At 45.5% G+C, this 18,782-nt stretch carries 15 protein-coding genes; 5 read left to right on the top strand and 10 right to left on the bottom strand.

Features of this window, described 5'->3' with window-relative positions; translation table 11 throughout:
- Nucleotides 1-77 precede the first annotated feature (77 nt).
- Both NDI42_RS26550 and NDI42_RS26545 read left to right on the top strand, forming a co-directional pair.
- Complete coding sequence (locus NDI42_RS26550) at nt 78-1,571, top strand: ATP-binding protein (RefSeq protein WP_190460098.1); 1,494 nt, start codon at nt 78-80, stop codon at nt 1,569-1,571.
- Complete coding sequence (locus NDI42_RS26545) at nt 1,568-2,914, top strand: coiled-coil domain-containing protein (protein WP_190460096.1); 1,347 nt, start codon at nt 1,568-1,570, stop codon at nt 2,912-2,914. The genes NDI42_RS26550 and NDI42_RS26545 overlap by 4 nt, the downstream gene beginning before the upstream one ends.
- On the opposite strand, the gene NDI42_RS26540 is transcribed toward NDI42_RS26545, so the two are convergent.
- The 4 genes from NDI42_RS26540 to NDI42_RS26525 are packed head-to-tail and all read right to left on the bottom strand — an operon-like array spanning nt 2,909 to nt 4,220.
- The gene (locus NDI42_RS26540) at nt 2,909-3,232 is read right to left on the bottom strand and encodes a hypothetical protein (protein ID WP_190460094.1); all 324 of its coding nucleotides are present in this window, start codon (nt 3,230-3,232) and stop codon (nt 2,909-2,911) included. The genes NDI42_RS26545 and NDI42_RS26540 overlap by 6 nt on opposite strands.
- A 47-nt stretch (nt 3,233-3,279) precedes the next feature.
- Entirely contained in the window at nt 3,280-3,639 is a 360-nt protein-coding gene (locus NDI42_RS26535; RefSeq protein WP_190415303.1) for a type II toxin-antitoxin system PemK/MazF family toxin, read from the bottom strand.
- The gene (gene mazE / locus NDI42_RS26530) at nt 3,626-3,856 is read right to left on the bottom strand and encodes a type II toxin-antitoxin system MazE family antitoxin (RefSeq protein WP_190425874.1); all 231 of its coding nucleotides are present in this window, start codon (nt 3,854-3,856) and stop codon (nt 3,626-3,628) included. The genes NDI42_RS26535 and mazE overlap by 14 nt, the downstream gene beginning before the upstream one ends.
- A complete protein-coding gene (locus NDI42_RS26525) occupies nt 3,825-4,220 on the bottom strand; it encodes a hypothetical protein (RefSeq protein ID WP_190460092.1) in 396 nt (131 codons plus the stop codon). The genes mazE and NDI42_RS26525 overlap by 32 nt, the downstream gene beginning before the upstream one ends.
- Here NDI42_RS26525 and NDI42_RS26520 point away from each other — a divergent pair.
- Nucleotides 4,210-6,120 carry a S9 family peptidase gene (locus tag NDI42_RS26520; RefSeq protein ID WP_190460090.1) on the top strand — a complete coding sequence of 637 codons (1,911 nt, stop codon included), beginning with the start codon at nt 4,210-4,212 and terminating at the stop codon, nt 6,118-6,120. The two genes, NDI42_RS26525 and NDI42_RS26520, sit on opposite strands and share 11 nt — an antisense overlap.
- A 61-nt stretch (nt 6,121-6,181) precedes the next feature.
- Here NDI42_RS26520 and NDI42_RS26515 read toward each other — a convergent pair whose 3' ends face one another.
- A complete protein-coding gene (locus tag NDI42_RS26515; protein ID WP_190460088.1) occupies nt 6,182-6,649 on the bottom strand; it encodes a DUF4365 domain-containing protein in 468 nt (155 codons plus the stop codon).
- 4 nt (nt 6,650-6,653) lie between these two features.
- Nucleotides 6,654-7,139 (bottom strand): DUF4365 domain-containing protein, encoded by a 486-nt coding sequence (locus tag NDI42_RS26510; RefSeq protein ID WP_190460086.1) that lies wholly within the window; start codon nt 7,137-7,139, stop codon nt 6,654-6,656.
- Between the two features lie 372 nt (nt 7,140-7,511).
- On the opposite strand from NDI42_RS26510, the gene NDI42_RS26505 reads away from it, so the two are divergent.
- Together NDI42_RS26505 and NDI42_RS26500 are read left to right on the top strand one after the other, a co-directional pair.
- Nucleotides 7,512-7,661, top strand: coding sequence for a hypothetical protein (locus NDI42_RS26505; RefSeq protein WP_190460084.1), 150 nt, complete (start codon nt 7,512-7,514; stop codon nt 7,659-7,661).
- A 243-nt stretch (nt 7,662-7,904) separates the two neighbouring features.
- A complete protein-coding gene (locus NDI42_RS26500; RefSeq protein ID WP_199311467.1) occupies nt 7,905-11,588 on the top strand; it encodes an eCIS core domain-containing protein in 3,684 nt (1,227 codons plus the stop codon).
- Nucleotides 11,589-11,871: 283 nt separating this feature from the next.
- Here NDI42_RS26500 and NDI42_RS26495 read toward each other — a convergent pair whose 3' ends face one another.
- The 4 genes from NDI42_RS26495 to NDI42_RS26480 all read right to left on the bottom strand — a co-directional run bounded on the left by NDI42_RS26495 (nt 11,872) and on the right by NDI42_RS26480 (nt 18,523).
- The gene (locus NDI42_RS26495; RefSeq protein ID WP_190460082.1) at nt 11,872-12,735 is read right to left on the bottom strand and encodes a tetratricopeptide repeat protein; all 864 of its coding nucleotides are present in this window, start codon (nt 12,733-12,735) and stop codon (nt 11,872-11,874) included.
- A 191-nt stretch (nt 12,736-12,926) separates the two neighbouring features.
- Nucleotides 12,927-14,900: an acetate--CoA ligase gene (gene acs / locus NDI42_RS26490; protein ID WP_190460080.1), complete on the bottom strand. Its 1,974-nt coding sequence runs from the start codon at nt 14,898-14,900 to the stop codon at nt 12,927-12,929.
- A 131-nt stretch (nt 14,901-15,031) separates the two neighbouring features.
- Nucleotides 15,032-16,705 (bottom strand): esterase/lipase family protein, encoded by a 1,674-nt coding sequence (locus NDI42_RS26485; protein ID WP_190460079.1) that lies wholly within the window; start codon nt 16,703-16,705, stop codon nt 15,032-15,034.
- Nucleotides 16,706-17,032: 327 nt separating this feature from the next.
- The gene (locus NDI42_RS26480) at nt 17,033-18,523 is read right to left on the bottom strand and encodes a pentapeptide repeat-containing protein (protein WP_242017866.1); all 1,491 of its coding nucleotides are present in this window, start codon (nt 18,521-18,523) and stop codon (nt 17,033-17,035) included.
- Nucleotides 18,524-18,782: the final 259 nt, after the last annotated feature.

Raw genomic sequence — 18,782 nt, 5'->3', positions numbered from 1 at the left:
ATCGTTTTCTGTCGTTAAGTGGCTATTTAAGTTCTTTACCAATAACCAAAAATTTGATTTTCCTAAGGTGCATCAGTATGCACCTTGTTCTTAACTCATTTAGGACTGCTATATTTGAATGCCAAGACGGTTCTCGTGTCTTTCAGCCCGAACAAAACATTCCAATGGTGGGCGCTGTGGTACAAATTCTCGATACTGAGCCTACCAAGATGGTAGTCAACAAAGATATTGACCTGGCAGCAGAGCAAGATAGCCTCTTTGTTGGTGGTAGACTCATCCGCGATGAAAATGTGCCTACTTTTGTACGCATCGAAGATTTTGTGAGGGTACATTTTGGGATATTTGGCTTCACAGGTTCTGGTAAATCCAATCTTTTAAGTACATATATTGCCAAGCTTCTCGGTTCTCCTCAAGTAGTAAAGGTTGTTTTATTTGACCTCATGGGAGAGTATTCTGTTCTGCTTTTAGATCAGCTCCTTCAGAAAAACATCAACGGTCAAATTTTGACAGTGGGAAGACAAACGCTTCCTGAAGGTTTATTTAAGTACATAAATGAACTTCAAAAGGCTCCTATGCTTGATGAAGCTACTCGGCAGTTGGAGCGATACACCCTTTTACCAAAAGCCTTGTTCAAGGATCGTCAATTTGTAACCTTGGGCTTACGCGAACTGATTGAGAGAAAAGCAATTCGATTTTATCAAGAAGCTAAGAGCTTGACCGTCTACGATGTTTTTTTTACTAATGCAATAGGATGGTCGAAAACCAGACAAAAAACTAAGTTCGATCAACGTAAAAATATTGTTACAACCGCTCTCAAAACGGCAGAAGTATTAGGAAATTATAAAGCAGTAAAATTTACACCCGATCTAGCGAAACAAATTCGAGAAGCTATCGAGCAAGAGCTTACTAAGCCAGAAGCTAAAGAATTCAAAAATGATGGAGATTTTGCCAACCACATCGCAAAGCTTGAAGAACTGGAAAAAACAACAGCAGAATCTTTTGCGGCAGGTACAAGTCTTGATGAGATTGTAGAAGACCTAAATAACTCAGAATCTTCGTCACTGTGGATTATACAAGCTCATAATCCAAACGAACTCCGTGAATTTAGCAAGCGACTCGGTGAGAAAGTCTACGAAGCACGTCGCCAGAATGGGCTTGTAGATCCGCTAGTCTCATTCGTTTTCGATGAGGCTGACGAATTTATCCCTAGCAAGACTACAGGTGAATCTTATGAAGCCTCTAAGGCAATTGTAGAGACACTCGCTCGTCGGGGACGGAAGTTTGGTTTGGGGATAGGCATTGCTACCCAACGCACACGCTATTTGGACACCAGCATCATGGCTCAGCCTCATACCTATCTGGTTAGTAAGTTACCACGGGAGAGCGATCGCGAAGTTGTAGCAGAAGCCTTCGGTGTCTCGAAGGATATGTTTCGCCAGACCTTTAAATTTAAGCCAGGAAATTGGTTGTTGATGAGTCATGATGCTACTGGATTAAAAGCCATCCCAGTACCAATTAAAACTGACGATGCGAATGAGCGGCTTATAAAATACTTGAAAACCTTAACATGATTCCATTCTTTGTTGCTGATCGCCCCATGAGCCTACGCATTCTAAAGGGATTGCCTTTACAAGAATATCCCGACGTCAAGATTGGCATCATGTCTAATGCTAATACCTCGTTAAATTTCCAAAATGCATTAAAACAGTATCCCTGTGAAAACCTTGATTATTGCGATGCTATAGGTGGGCCTTGCCAGTATAAAGATAATATCTTAAATTGCCCTGTACGAGAGCATATTCTGAATCAGACGATTAAAATGTGTGATTCAGGTATCTTTATGCGATATGGAACTAATCTGACCTACGAGCAATTATTTCAAATCTATACTCGTATGGGTGTTAAGTACGGAATTATGATTGATGTTTTCCGTGATTCACAGGCGACTATTGAAAGTGCAAAAGCAGCTATTGCAGCTTATAAACCATATAAAAATGAGATAGATAGCTTCAACTTAGTTGGCGTTGCTCAGGGAGAAAGTATTGAAGAATATCTCGACTGCTATGCACAATTAAAACAACTAGGTTTTACACACGTTGCTGTTGGAGGACTCCTAAGACGCTATGAGAACACTGTGAGATATGCAGCTCTTCGCAGTCGAGAATTTATGTTTCAGGTACTGGGAGAACTACGCCAACAATATCCGGATGATTGGCTTTTTGCTCTTGGATGTTTTCACCCCAGTCGGCTATCAGGACTCAAAAAATTAGATGTTTGGGCAGACTATAAAGGGTGGATATTTCAATATAAGAAAAAAAACCTAACACTAAATACACAGCTTAAAAATTTTCTATCAAATTACTTAGATTTATTAGAAGCTAAAGAAGTTAAAACTCAAGTTGCAAAAATGCAAGAACTGATAGATAACCGTAACCAGGCGGTTGTCAGGCAAAAAAATCTATCTCAAGAACTTTATAATGGACGGCGAAACTTGAGAGTAAAAATGAGTAATTTGTATCAAGAGTTACAGAAAGAAATCCCTGAAATAGCACCAAAATTTAGAAATTTTACCACCTATGGAATTTTGAATAAGGACCAAGAGAAAATGGTTATTAAGGCTCTTCATAATTTGGGGAAGAAGCACTCTGAAGAAGCAGAGCAGCTATTAGAAAACATTGACAAAAATCGTCAACTGAATGAACAAATAAAAAGTGAGGAAAACTATCTTAACCAAATCAATACTTTGTTGGCAGAGCAAATCACTAGGCTTGCGGCAAATGGTGTTCAGCTTTCGGCAGCTACGCAGCGAGTATGTGCTGAGATTACTGAAGTTATCAAAAGTACAGAGCAATCGCACCGCTTGCAGCAGGTACGTAGCAATATGGCTCAGGAGATATTAGCAGAGTTGTCATGAGTAACGTGTAGCCAAGGTGATCGCACTCTTCCCCCTCGCATACGAAAGCGCGATCGCATTCTCCACTTCCACAACAAGCGCGATCGCATCCTTCCCAATACAAAGCGCGATCGCATTCTCCACTTCCACAACAAGCGCGATCGCATTCTCCACTTCCACAACAAGCGCGATCGCATCCTCCCCAACACCAGAAGCGCGATCGCATCCTTCCCAACACCAGAAGCGCGATCGCACTCTTCCCCAACACAAAGCGCGATCGCACTCTTCCCCAACACAAAGCGCGATCGCACTCTTCCCCAACACAAAGCGCGATCGCATTCTCCCAATACAAAGCGCGATCGTTTGATTCTAATTCTTTGACACTTTTAGATCGCAAACCCCAAAACAACATTTAAGCTAAAGCGAATCTGTTCCCAGTATTCTTCCTCTAGCACACCTACCAAACCCAAAACGCGACGATGATCGACAGCACGAATTTGCCCGACATCAATAAAACGGTCTTGGTCTAATCCATTAGAGGATGTTGCTTTGACATTCACAACGTAGGGGGCTTCTTTATTTCCCGGTCGAAACGGCATCACAATTGTTAGAAGTCCATACTGGTTCATGATGTCATTTTGCACAATCAAGCAAGCGCGGGTTTTTTGTGCTTCAGCCCCTACGGTTGGATCGAGTGTTACCCAACGGATTTCTCCCCGCCGATAAGTTAAATTACTCGCTGGCATTAATGCCATCCCCAGCTACACTATCCCAAGCTGAAATTGCAGCTTGGTACTCTGGATCTTTAGCATCCTGTTGGAGGGCGGTAATCATTTGTGCCTCCAGAATCCGGCGGCGGTGTTCTGCCAGCAAATCGTTAATATAGGCGCTGCGGTTGCCTTTTGCCTGCCGATCTACAAATCGCAGGATGTCATCTTCTAAAGAGATTGTGACTTTCTGCATAAGTATGAGTTTTGGGTATGGTAATTTCATCATACTTAAAATTGTCCCCGTTCATCTCAGGTACCGCGTGTGAAGCGAACAGAACAAACCAAGTAAAGCGCATCTTCTCCAGCACAAAGCGCGATCGCATCCTTCCCTTCCACAACAGCGCGATCGCATTCTTCCCAATCCAAAGCGCGATCGCATTCTCCACTTCCACAACAAGCGCGATCGCATCCTTCCCAATACAAAGCGCGATCGCATCATCAAAGGTAATTGGTAAGGTAGCGATCGCCGATGGTCGGTTAACCGGACTAGGTGAATCGCTAATTCTATGAGCAAAGTAATAGTAGGCACGAGTATATGAGGTAATAATGCAATCCACAGTTGAAGAACTAGCTACGCAACTGCCGCCATTAATTCCCCGCGAGATTCTTTTTGGCAACCCAGAAAGAACCAGTCCGCGACTCTCACCGGATGGCAAATATCTAGCGTACATTGCTCCGGACACTCAGAATGTCTTACAGGTATGGCTGCGGACGATTGGAGAAGAAGGCGATCGCCAGCTGACAGCTGACAAAAAGCGCGGTATCCGCATCTTCTTCTGGACTTACAACGCCGACCAGCTGATTTATATGCAAGACTCGGACGGCGACGAGAACTTCCACCTCTACTTGGTGAATATTCACTCCAATAGTGTCCGTGACCTAACGCCATTTCAAGGTGTGAAAGCGCAACCTGTGGATTTTGACCACAACTTCCCAGATCAGATTTTGGTGGGGATGAACCTGAAAGACCCCCAAAAGTTTGACGTTTATCGCGTCAACCTGAACAATGGTGCAGTTGAGTTGGATTCGGAGAACCCTGGTAACATAGTCAGCTGGACGGCTGACGCTGAGTTCCAGATCCGTGCAGCTACAGCAGCAACTCCCGATGGTGGTTCTGACCTGTTATTCCGGGAAACCACACAAGGCAGCTGGGACACTCTGCGTCACTGGGGGCCAGATGATGAGGGGGGCGCAGTCAGCTTTTCTGCTGATAACAAAACCCTTTATATTGAAGGCAGTCACGATGCCAATGCTGCGCGTTTGCTTGCCTTGGATTTGGCTACCCGCGAAGAAAAGGTGATTGCGGAAGATTCTGAATACGATGTTGGCGGGATAGTTATACACCCAACTACGCGAGTTATTCAGGCAGTTTCCTTCTATAAAGATAAACAAGAGTGGCGAGTGCTTGACGAAAGCATCGCTGCTGATTTTAAAGCGATCGCGCAAGTGCGTCCAGGGGAGTTCAGCATTTCCTCCCGCGACCTTGCAGACAAAAACTGGCTAGTCGCTTATCTCACCGACGATGGCCCTGTTTACTACTACGTCTATAACCGCGAAACCAAAACCAGCACATTCCTATTCAGCAACAAACCCAAACTCGAAGGGTTGCAACTTGCATCAATGCAACCTGTCTCCTTCGAGGCGCGGGACGGCTTGACTATCCACAGCTACCTGACGACACCTGTGGGGATACCTGCCAAAAACCTACCAACTGTCTTGCTTGTCCACGGTGGCCCTTGGGCGCGGGATACTTGGGGTTACGATCCGCAAGCGCAATGGTTAGCTAACCGGGGTTATGCGGTGCTGCAAGTCAACTTTCGCGGTTCGACTGGCTACGGCAAAGCTTTTGTCAATGCTGGTAATCGCGAATGGGCTGGTAAAATGCACGATGACTTGATTGATGCCGTTAATTGGCTGGTGCAACAAGGCATCTCTGACCCCCAAAAGATTGCCATTATGGGCGGTTCCTACGGCGGTTATGCAACGCTGGTAGGATTGACTTTCACGCCGGATGTATTTGCCTGCGGTGTGGATATTGTTGGGCCGAGTAACCTAATTACGCTGATGCAAAGTATCCCGCCTTACTGGGAACCCCTGAAAGCGAATTTCTACCATCGCGTGGGTAACTTGGAGAAGGAAGAGGAGTTTCTGAAGACGCGATCGCCTTTATTTTTCGTTGACCGCATCCAGAAGCCTTTACTAATTGGACAAGGTGCTAACGATCCGCGAGTTAAAGAAGCAGAAAGCGAACAAATTGTCAAGGCGATGCAACAAGCTGGTAAACCAGTAGAATACGCCCTCTATCCCGACGAAGGGCACGGTTTCGCCCGTCCAGAAAATCGGTTACATTTTTATGCGATCGCTGAGGAATTCTTAGCCAAATACTTAGGCGGTCGTTGCGAACCCTTGGGAGACATTCCCGGTCATTCAGGTGTGCTAAATCCAAGTCAAAATTAAACGCAAAGGTTCGCTAAGGTAAACGCAAAGGAACGCCGAGAATTACTTGGCGTTCCTTTACCTATTTCCGGCTGTCATACCAGCTATTTACTACTGAGATGATGTTATCTATTTCCTCGTCAGTTAATTTTTTAAACTTATTAGTGCGATTGAAGTGCAGCTTTGGATTTTGCTGACCTTCAATCACAGGCTCCAAAATCCATTTATAATAACTGCGATCGTTATCTAGAGTAAAAAAGAATAGACAAACTGGGAAAGGTAGTTCAGTGAGGAAGTCAATTGACGTTTCATTAAGCTTAATCTCGATAATATCGTCATCCTGAATTGACTTTGGAGTAGAGGCTGTTGCTTTAAACTGGACTCCGAAGAGCCTACCAGTGTAAGCAGCACTTTTTCTGATTGTTACCAAAAAGTCCAAGCCATAATCTTCTTGATGTCTTGAAACAATCAGGTCATTTCGACGGGTTAAGTACATGAGTGTTAGAGATTCTGCCCGTTGTCCGATATACCAAGCTTGTTTTGTTGTCACGCTTCTATCTCCAATTTGAGTCGGAAAATTGTGAACCTAAACTGTTAGTATGGTATCTTCTCCAGAAATCGTTCACCTCGTTCCAGAGTAGTTCCCTATTCTGTTTGTTAATCGGAAACATCGTAGAGAGGCTTGACATAGAGCTGAGGCTTTCTCCATTTGCAGAAACTATATAACCTGTCTCTTTTATCTCATCAATACCAACTATATAAGTAGGGGCGGGATACGATGCTAAACCACGTACACCCTCTTGCGGTACTTTAACCTTTAGCCGATTTAGTTTTTTTGTATAGCCTTCTCTTGTTGTTTTAACTTGGACGAAGAAGTACGGGACAGCGGCTCCAGCCCCTACAAGTTCCACAATAAAATCAACATACTGCCATTTATCTCCTAAAAACTGCGGCTTGAAAATTGGGCCAGAATTAGAGTGAAACGCAGTCGTTAAAACTATGAATATTGCTTCACCCCGTTGTCCAAGTGCGTCCCTCATCTATATTGCTATCCTAATTCAGCTCATAATTTTAGCCCTATGCCACGGGGCAGGCAACGCTGCCCACCTCACACAGTTTCTACAAAGTCGTGAAGTATCTTCATTAGACAGTCAAGCGCCTTCGCGCAGCTTATCCGGCACGCCACGATCTTCTAGAGTAGAGGTGTCACCGGAGACTTTTTGACCAAAGGCAATATCTTGCAACAGTCGCCGCATAATTTTACCAAAGCGAGTTTTGGGTAAGCGTCGGTGAAGCGAATTTCTCGAAAAAACTGTGTTTCCTTATAGGCATGACAGACAAATTTGTTGCCCTGAAGGGGAGCGCGACGAGTGATATGTCAAACTTCATTACCAAAGACAAAGACAAAGTGCATGGCTCGGAGGCTTTCTGATGAAATCCTGAGTTGTCGTCGTTGGAGGCGATCGCGCAAATCGAAAGTTAGCCGTAAGCGATCGCCTTCTATCGATTACGCTCCTTTACGCTCCTTCGCGGAGTGTATCCAACACGCCACGCTCCTCTAATGTCGATGTGTCTTCGGATACTTCTTGACCAGAGGAAAGATTTCGCAACAGTCGCCGCAGAATATTACCGGAAAGATTTCTGGGTAAGGCGTTGGGGAAGGAAAGTTCTCGCCTGACGAGCGATCGCGCTTAAATATAAAGTTTTATTTATTACTAAATTTCTTGAGGTTAAAATATTGCATAAACAAACAAACGCGCGATCGCGCTTTCCCCTGTGCTGGCATTTTTATAGAGAAATCAGCTATGAACACCGAACGCTACACGCAGAAAAAAGCTTCTGCAAATTCCTCCACCACGCCAGCACCAATAGGACAGTTCGCGCCGCGTCCCTTTCCGGTTCAGACCAAAGCCGTTGAAGTAGCACCCCCAGAGCAAAATACACTAAATTCTCAAACCAAAACTGACCAAGACAAACCCATAGGCTTTGATTTCGCCAAGATATCAATATCTGCTCCAGGCAAATCAACACCGTCAGTCATTCAACCGAAATTTGCCTTTGGCCGCACGAAACCGGATGTGCAACGTCACTCTGAGGAAGACGAACTTCAGATGAAACCAGATGTGCAACGTCACTCTGAGGAAGACGAACTTCAAATGAAACCGGATGTGCAACGCCAGTCTGAGGAAGAAGACGAACTTCAGATGAAACCGGATGTGCAACGCCAGTCTGAGGAAGAAGACGAACTTCAGATGAAACCGGATGTGCAACGCCACTCTGAGGAAGAAGAAGACGAACTTCAAATGAAACCGGATGTGCAACGCCACTCTGAGGAAGACGAACTTCAGATGAAACCCCAGGTGCAACGCCAGTCTGAGGAAGAAGACGAGCTTCAGATGAAACCTCAGGTGCAACGCCAGTCTGAGGAAGAAGACGAGCTTCAGATGAAACCTCAGGTGCAACGCCAATCTGAGGAAGAAGACGAACTTCAGATGAAACCTCAGGTACAACGATCTGGCAAAGGTGGCAGCTTCGATGCCAGCAACGACCTGGAAAGCCGGATAAATAGTCATAAGGGAGGCGGTAGCCCGTTACCCGATGCAGTGCGATCGTTCATGGAACCCCGCTTTGGTCATAGTTTTGCCCATGTGCGAGTGCATACAGACAATGCAGCAGTGCAAATGAACCGGGAGTTGCACGCCCAAGCTTTTACTAACGGCAACCATATTTTCTATGGACCCGACAAATCCCCCGGCAATCTAGAATTGACAGCCCATGAACTAACCCACACAATTCAGCAGACGGGTGGGAGCAAACTGCAACGCCAAAGCGCGGACTGTCAATGTCAGTCTTGCACTTCAATTAGCCCAACAATCCAGCGTCAAATCACTTTCAAACAGTCGGGCGGTACACAGGACTTCTTGGGTTCTAAATTAACCAGTCTGGTGCAGCGTCAGGGAGAAACAACCACTTGTAGCACAGGTTGTCAATGCTCTACGTGTAATAACGTTGCTCCAATTCAGCGTCAGGTAGAGGCGGGTTCTCATAGTTCTGGTTGCCAATGTTCTAGTTGCAATACCGCTATGCCGATTCAAACCAAGCTCACGGTTGGGGCTGTGGGAGATCAATACGAGCAAGAAGCGGATCGGGTAGCGGCTGAAGTGATGAAAATGCCAGAACCCAAGCCTCCTGAGTCCATTCAACGCCACGAAGAAAAAGAATTAGCTCAAACTAAGCCAATTTGGAACTCAATTACACCCATTGTTCAAAAGCATGAAGAGAAAGACAAACTAGCGCAAACTAAGCCTATCTCTGCTGCAAATACCCCAACAGTTCAGCAATCTGTCAACTCAGATGTGATTCAAAAACACTCTTCTTGGGAACACCAACTACTCGGTGATGCCAAACCCGATGAATTAGCCCAAATCGGAAGTTGGCAAAATTTGATAGACAAAACACGGCTGACAGGAACCTATGGGTGGAGAAAGCGTGAAATGGAAGAAGCAGAAGTGAACGTACCAGGGGTTGCTTCTCCGATTAAAAAAGGCAATGTTATGCACGTTCTTGCCCAAGAACTACAGCGTTTGAATGAATGGCAAAACAATCCTCCTAAAGAAGCCTCTTCCGGCGAAATCGATCCAAAATATCAAACGGTTCTTGTGTCGATACCCGGTGGTGGAAAAGATGGAGAGCCGCTAATCATAACCTATGGCGAGATGAATACCTTGGCGGACTATTACGGAAATCTCGACACGATGAAAACCGCTGACCCCAAAGTCCGTTGGACGCTCATTCAGAGTGTCCGTCAAGAAACCTTCTTCCGATTAAAAGATATTTATAGCCAGTTAGAAGGCAGCCTCACAGACACAGAAAAGACAGATAAAAATGTGCAGGATGCTGAGGCGATGATGAAAGGCAATGAACGTGTAAATCAAAAACTGGGGTACAAATTTAAAGACGCAATTTTGCAAGATTACATTAGTGGCGTGCCTGGACAGATCAATTTGCTGACGGTTACTGGTTCAGGTGCTAAAGGCAACACAAATGAATATGGCGCAACCTTGGCACGAAATGCCTGTCACTTTGTACCTGAAAGTTGGCACGCTTGGTCAGGCTATCACCAACAAGCAAGGGAAGCTGCTAAAAAAGCGTGGGACTTGCAGCAAAGGGCTGAAACAGCCAAAGAAGCAGCTGCGAAAATCTATGGAGTGTTGTCGAGTAGTGGTGAGGAGCAAACAGATTCTCAAGCGGAATATCACAAGAACCTGGAAGAGGCTGAACAAGCTGAACAAGCTGCTAAAGAATCTGCGAATGAAGCACTGCTTAATAATGGTTTTGGGGATCACTATCTGCAAGATTCTTATGCTGCGGGTCACATGATCAACAAAACACAAATTATGCAATGGTTTGTTCAATGGCTTGACACTCAGTCGTGGACAATGGATTTTGCTTCAGCCGAAACATGGCATAAAATTCAACAAATCGCTTATAAACAGCCAGGTTTAGCAGCTTCAATCTACGATAAGAGCCAAGTTCAGGGAGCTGATGCAACTCAAACAACGAATCGAGCGAAAAACCCTCAAGCAGTCGAGGATATTAAAGGAGACGATTGGAAAGTTAGATTTGATGCTCTAGGCTTGCAGGTTCCAGCATCGCTTCAAACTCCCGGTAGCCGTGAAAGAACATTGATGGAATGGTGGCAAACACAGGCTATGTCGAATACATCGGCACTTGAACAAACTCAGGCAAGCCTGCTTAGCAATAGTCCTCTTAAAGACGCAACTAGCCTAAACAGTGCGCTTACAAACTTAGTGAACGATAGGATTGTAAGGTTTGACAAAAAGACATTTGCGGCAGATAAATATATACTTCCCACCGAGTATATGCCGAAGGATCAAGAGAAGTTCAAGTCTGCACTGGCAGCAAGTAAGGGCGATGCAACTACGCCTGGCGATGATACACAATATCAACGTATGGCTGCCGCAGTCACCTATCAAGACTATCTTGAATTCCTGAACAATGCTTACCTCCAGAAATCAACAAACGCTCTGCATAATGTATTCTGTGAAAATGGTATAAAAGTTTACGATGGAGCGAGTAATCAGTTATTTAGGGTTTATGGTGATGATGCAATGTTTAACAAGGACAGTGCCATTGGAGTGAAACACTCAGGTGAGACGGCAAATATGTCACGGGATGCGATTCGCAACATCATTAAGCTTGGAAATGATGGCGGTATAACAACTCAGAATATCCTTACCCGTCTTCCTAACTCCGTGCAACCAGATGGAGCGTCCGCGCCTGTTGATATTGCAACTTGGCATCATCCTACAAGGCAAGACCAACTGAAGGCTTATTGTGAAAAAACTGTGTTTCCTTCAATGGGCATTGCAGACAAATTTGTTGCCCTGAAGGGTAGCGCGTCGAGTGGTATGTCAAACTTCATTAGCAAAGACAAAGAAAAAGTGCATGGTTCGGAGGCTTTCTGATGAAATCCTGAGTTGTCGGCGGTAGAGGCGATCGCGCAAATCGAAAGTTAGCTATAAGCGATCGCCTCCTATTGATTACGCTTCTCCTCGAAGTTTATCCAACACGCCACGATCCTCTAGCGTAGAGGTGTCGCCGGAGACTTCTTGACCGGAAGCAAGATTTCGCAACAGTCGCCGCATAATCTTACCGGAGCGAGTTTTGGGTAAGGAGTCGGTGAAACCAATTTCTCGCCTGACGGGCGATCGCGCTCCTTAAATTCTAATTCAGCGTTGCGCTACTCTACTATCCGCTCATCCGCTGCAAAAGCGAATCGACTTGGTTAACTTCGTAAGGCTGACGCTGTTGTGTATATAGTTTTTTGGCTTTTTCTAGGGAAGCGATCGCATCTTCCCGCTTACCTTGTTGCCACAGCGCTTGTCCCAGATTTTTCAGCGCATCAGCATAGTCAGGATTAATCGAAAGCGCCTGCTGATACTCTGCAATGGCTTCTTCCCATCGACCTTGGGTTGCTCTCACAACTCCAATAGCCTTATGAGCCACAGCATGACGAGGATTGAGGCGAATCGCTTGCTGATATATGATTATTGCTGCTTCTGATTTGCCTTGACGATAAAGTTCATTCCCTGACTGGTAATACTGACTAGCGTCATTTGGGTGCATTTCTATGAGTTTGCTAAAGACTACCTCTGCCTCAGACAATTTGTTGGCACTGTAGAGGTTACTCCATTGCTGCATGAGCTGCCGCACTTCTTCTGCCCGTTTTCGTGCTTGTTCCTCTCGCTGTCTTTGTCTCGCCTCTTCTCTCGCCTTTTGTTCCTGCCGCAATCTTTCACAATCTTGCTGTTCTAGATCCGTGCGCGGTCTGTATCGGCGCTCTCGCTCTCCCCCTCCTCCTATCTTTATAACTAGCTTGATGTCGTCACCAGTTCGGCAGGGTCTTGGAGGACGGTGATCAATTTCTATAGTCCCGTCCTTGAAGACAGGAGGGTGAGGGTTAGAGAAAACTGATTGATCTATTGTTGTATCGCCTGGTAATATCGGTTCAGCCAACACTATAGGGGATATGCCGATTCCCGCAAGGATGCCTAGACTGATGCAGGTAAGCGGTTGAATAAATGCTGGCTTCAAGTGGCTTTTTAGCTTCATAAAAATCTATGCCAAAATAGTCCACCTTAAAGATAGTTTAATTGTCAAGTAGGCAATGTCTGCGAACACTTTTTTTAACGCCAAGGTACGCAGTCAGGGCGAGTTTAAAACCCGCCCTTACCCCAAAGGTTTGCCAAGGAAATCCTCGGCGAAACTCTGCGTTTACCTTGACTTACCTTTGCGTTAAAAAATTACGCTTCTTCTCGGAGTTTATCCAACACGCCACGATCCTCTAGCGTAGAGGTGTCGCCGGAGACTTCTTGACCAGAAGCGAGATTTCGCAATAATCGCCGCATAATCTTACCCGAACGAGTTTTGGGTAAGGAGTCGGTGAAGCGAATTTCACCAGGACGCGCGATCGCGCCAATCTCCGCAACAACGTGTTTTTTGAGTTCTTTACTCAGTTCCTCGCTGGCACTATACGTACCCTCTAAAGTAACAAACGCTACTACTTCTTCCCCTTTGAGTTCATCCGGCTTACCCACTACCGCAGCTTCAGCAACGGCGGGATGGGAAACTAAAGCGGATTCCACTTCCATCGTCCCTAAGCGGTGTCCTGACACATTCAGCACATCGTCAACCCTTCCCATCACCCAGAAGTAGCCATCCTCATCGCGTCTGGCACCATCTCCAGCAAAGTAGACATACTGCCCATCTTTCGGGGGAATGTGTTCCCAGTAGGTGCGGCGGAAACGGTCGGGGTCGCCGTAGACGGTTCGCATCATCCCAGGCCAAGGATGCTTAATGACTAGATAGCCGCCTTCGCTGTCGGGGACTGTGTTGCCTTCCAAATCCACAATATCAGCGAGGATTCCAGGGAAGGGAAGGGTAGCAGAACCGGGTTTGGTGGGAATTGCCCCTGGTAGCGGCGTAATCATAATGCCAGCCGTCTCAGTTTGCCACCAGGTATCGACAATCGGACACTTTTCGCCACCAATCACGCGGTGATACCACATCCACGCCTCCGGGTTAATTGGTTCGCCTACGGTTCCTAGCAATCGTAGAGAAGAGAGATTTCTGGCATTGGGTAACTCTTCGCCCATCTTGATGAAAGCGCGAATTGCAGTCGGTGCGGTATAAAAAACGTTGACACCGTGCTTTTCAATCACATCCCAAAAACAGCCAGGATTTGAGGCACGCGGCGCACCTTCGTACATTACGGTGGTGGCACCGTTGGACAAGGGACCATACACAATGTAGCTGTGTCCGGTAATCCAGCCTACGTCAGCGGTACACCAATAGACATCGGTATCCTGAAGGTCAAAAATCCACTTGGTGGTCATGTGGGTGTAGAGGTTGTAACCAGCCGTGGTATGCACAACGCCTTTCGGCTTGCCCGTGCTGCCGCTGGTGTATAAAATGAACAGCAAATCTTCGCTATCCATCGGTTCGGCGGGACAATCGGCGGAGACAGTCTTTTGCATCTCGTGCCACCAATGGTCGCGTCCCCCGGTCTGCATATAAATTTCTTGTCCAGTGCGTTTGACAACTAGGACGTTTTGCACACTGGGGACAGCACCATCAGCTAAAGCTTTATCAACTTGTTCCTTGAGGGGAACGATCGCGTCTTTGCGCCAACCGCCGTCAGCGGTAATCACCACCTTGGCTTGTCCATCGATTAAGCGATCGCGCAAAGCTTCGGCACTAAAACCGCCAAAAACGACGCTGTGGGCTGCACCAATTCTGGCACAAGCTAACATCGCGATCGCGGCTTCCGGAATCATCGGCATATAAATCCCGACGCGATCGCCTTTTTCCACCCCTAACTGTTTTAAAGCATTGGCAAATTGACAAACTTCCCGATGCAACTGGGCATAAGTTAAAGTGCGCGAGTCTCCCGGTTCCCCTTCCCAAATCAAAGCGGCTTTGTTCTTGCGCCAAGTAGTTAAATGTCTATCCAAGCAGTTGTAGGAAATATTTGTTTTTCCCCCAACAAACCACTTAGCAAAAGGTGGTTGCCAATCTAACACAGTGTCCCATTTCTGGAACCAGTGCAACTCTTGATCTGCTAATTCTGCCCAAAACTTCTGCGGATCGGCTTTAGCACGGTCATAAAGTTGCTGATATTCCTCCAGGCTTTTAATATGTGCCTTTTGTGAAAATTCAGCCGGTGGTGCAAATAAGCGTTTTTCTTGAAGGATGGATTCTATTGTGGGCTGTGACATAGTTTTCGCAATTACTTCTCCAAACCATTCTGAACGCAGATTCGCCAGAAATAATTTTGAGTTTCATTAAGAAAAGCGAATCGTCTTCAGCCCAAGATAAGCGGATGGCGAAGGTGTTATCGGTGCCTTATTTACAGCCGCGCCTCAGTTAACTGTCCAAACGGCATTGGCTGACCATCTTCGGGAACATCATCAATTTCAATGCGGAAAGTACCCTGGAAGCCACTTCCGCCGATCTCGAACTCCCAACCACCGTCCTTTTTCTCCATCGGTTTGTCATCCGCCGAAAATCGCTCATCGGTGTGCAAGTATAGCGTCCCGTAAGGCTTCTCTTCGGTTGGCAGCAAGGCGCGGATATAGTATTGCTGGCGGAAAATCACGTTGTCTGAGAAACCGATACCAAACAGGTCGCGTTCGCCAACGTAAAAGTCTAACCGCATCACCATGTCTTTAGTAGTGATGCTCTTGTCCTTGATAATCGGTGTAGTGTCGAGGTAGCCTTCCCAGATTAGCTTATTGCTATCTGCCCAAGGAAAGCCGAGTTTTTGATTTTCTTCCCGAAAGTCAATATTTTTGTCTTGAGGGTCAACCTCGCTAAAGGGGCCATAGCAGTTTTCCGCTTCTTTACTCTGATGGAAAAGGTCGAAGTCCACGCGACGCGGCTTGATGGAAACGCCCAGAAAAAATTCACTTTTCCCGAAGAAATCTTTACCACGGGTGACTTTCCCCTTCACAAAGCGCAAACGCGATCGCACATTTCCAAAAAAGAAGCGGGTTGCGACTTCAAACGCTTCGCGTGAAGTGATTAGCGAGTCGTCACCTCCGTGGCACTTGTGGACAAAGGTGCGCGGTGCGCCTGGAATTTGTGCCGCAGTTTGTTTGACTAAACCATCGCTGCGATTGTAGTTTGACCCATACTCACCCGCCATTGGGAATAAGCGGTTTAGTTTAGATGCGATCGCGCTGTCATAGGTACGGTAGTTTGTACCAACGACCGTTAGCAGTCGTTCTAGGGGAAAATATTTATGAAAATTAACAAAAGCCTCATTTTTTGCCCGGTTCTTTTGAAACTCAGGATTAAAATGCTCTATCTCTTCTTCCGCACTAATGTTGATCCAATTTTTGATAATTTGGAAGGAGATGCCTTGGTGCGGCGTGCCAAGAGTAACGACTTTGTTGATATATTCTGCCGCTGCTTTATCCGAGTTTTTTATCCTGGGATAGGTGCGTTGAATTGCCTCGCGCACAATGAGTCCACCCATAGAATGGGCGATTATATTTACCTTTGTCTTGATGCTTTCTTTTTGTGCTGTAAGTTCCCGAATAAAGTCAATTAATCTAACCAAGGCTTCACCATATATGTTGAATTTCCGGTCATCTAAGTCGTAGTAACGGAAAACCCAAAGGGTGTGCAAAGGGTCGTTCATAGTTTCCAGCAGGTGCAGCGCCATGCCTGGATCGATAATGACTTTGCTGCCGGAAAAGTAGCCCAAATCTTTTAACCGCATGAATTTTTCCACGATATCCTTATCAGTGGAACGCTTAAGTTTCTCAGGCATCAACGGTTCGTAGGAATAGGGTTTGCCATAATACCCGACGACATTCGTAGCGTCTTGGTAATTCCAGTTTGATTTTATGAACCGCAGAATGAGTCCTTCGTAGATGTAATTTTCACCTTGTTTTTGAGGGTAGACAGTACCGACGTTAAATCTCTGGTAAGTGTCTTTTTTCTCATCCGAAACATCGAGTCCGCCAAAACCTCGAATCAAAATTAGCGGTAGGGAACGGCGCGTGGGTTCAGACATTGTTACCTCTGCTGTGCATCGCAATTTATATAAAGCACTGTTATATGCCAATTGGCGTATCAGCGCTCCGAAGTTGCTTGCATTTAATAACAGCGATCGCTACTTCGGTAACAATTTTAATAATCCGTAATGAGTAATCAAAAGGAAAAAGTGAAGAATTGTTTAAAAAAACCTTTTGCTGCCTGCCTTTCTCTAGCGAAGCCATCCGCGTTAACGCTATAGCATCTGACGAATTATATAGCACGCTTCGGCACTCTCGAAAACTGAAATCGAGGCCATAAGCTAAGAGCTTTCGTTTCGCTACACACGTTTTTTTCACCAGCTATTTCAAGATATCGGCATTACCCATTCTTGAGTTGTACCATCAGGCATAGTTGCTCCTTGAAGCTGTGTTCTCAACATATCTGACGGGTGCAGTTTTGCTCCTTTTAAGTTCGCTCCACTAAAGGAAGCATCACACAAGTTGGCTCCACACAAATCGGCTTGGGCTAAGTTAGCTCCCCGAAGACAAGCATCACACAAATTTGTTTTGCGGAGGTCGGCTTGAGTTAAGTTTGCGCCCTCAAGGGATGCTTGATAGAAGTTTGCTCCACGCAGATCCGCAGCAATTAAGTCGGCTGCATCTAATTTAGCACTATGCAGTCTTGCTCCTCTGAGGTTAACTCTACTCAGATTTGCATATTTCAAGTTAACTCCTTCTAAGCATAGCTCCCTTAAATCTGCGTCCGCTAAGTTAGCCCCCGTAAAATCCCTTTCTCCCGCTTCATATCGCTTCACAAGTTCTTCAGCGTCTATAGCTGTAAATCGATTTTTTTTTGAAGAAGGGTTGTCAGGTTCCGGATTTATATCAGATGTACCGTTCGGGTTATTTTCCCGACTAATTACTTGCGTTTCTATCAATTCCGGCAATTGATGTTCTATTGCTTCTTGACTTAATTCGGGGGGATTTTCAGTTTCCTGATTTATAGGTAAATTTTCACTTTCCAGGTTTATATCGGATGCCCCATCTGAGATATTTTCCCGATTAATTAATCGCGTTTCTATCAACTCCGGCGATTGATGCTCTATCGCTGCTTGACTGAATTCGGGGGGATTTCCAGTCTCCGCATTTATAGCGGATGCGCCATTCTGAATATTTTTTCCATTAATTAGTTGTGTTTCTATCAACTCCACTGGCAGATTTTCACTACCTGTAAGTGGACTATTTTCTAGTGAAGAGTTGGAATCCGGATTAATTACTGGCGTTTGTGGGGAAGGGAGTAGTTGATTGAGGCGCTGATGCAGCTTTGCGATTCTTTGGAATAGTTGCGCGTTAGCGTTGCTTAACGAAGTTATCGCATCCCGCAAACTTTCCTGCTGCTGTGCCTGATTCTGCTCGTTCAACTGCTGAGTTAGAGTGTCCAATTGCTCTTTCATCGGTACAATGGATTGCTCTAGGAAATCCAGCTGTGGTTGTAGATTTTGCATTGCCAAAACTAAATGCTCTATAGCCTCAGTTTGCTGTGGATTTGGGGCATTTTGATTCAGGTTTTGCATTGCGGTTTTTAATTCTTCAACCTGCTTCTCTATAAAGTCTTTTACTTTTGAAACTCTGGCGAGACTTTGGCGAGTCAGCCGATCTAACCGATAACGGTTATATATATTCAGTCCCATTAAGGGAATCAGTGGTATAGCAGCCCAGATAACGTTATCAAAAATTAACGCTATGAATGAGACGATTACAAAAAGTACCAACAATCCTAATTCGACATTCTCTAGTAGATTGCGTTTGTGCCTTTTCTGGCTAGGAGCCGATAATAAGAAGTCCCTGATATTCATGTTCAGCTTAGTTAAGGGTATCTATCGGAAAGCAGCGCCAAAGATGCTAAACAACGAAAAAGCGATTTGTATAATATGAAATTCTACCTCAATATGGATGGCGACACCTCTGACACACGGACTGTATTAATTAATGCAAATGGTACTATAGCCTTTTCCTGTCTAGTGAGGTACGCTCAAAGCATAGAGCATGAGTATTTTCTTGATTAGAGATGAAACCCTACTCCCTTGACCTGCGGCAAAAAATTGTTGACACCTA

Source organism: Funiculus sociatus GB2-C1 (assembly GCF_039962115.1).
In the GTDB taxonomy this organism is placed as follows: domain Bacteria; phylum Cyanobacteriota; class Cyanobacteriia; order Cyanobacteriales; family FACHB-T130; genus Funiculus; species Funiculus sociatus.
This window is presented reverse-complemented; position numbering and strand designations above follow the sequence as displayed.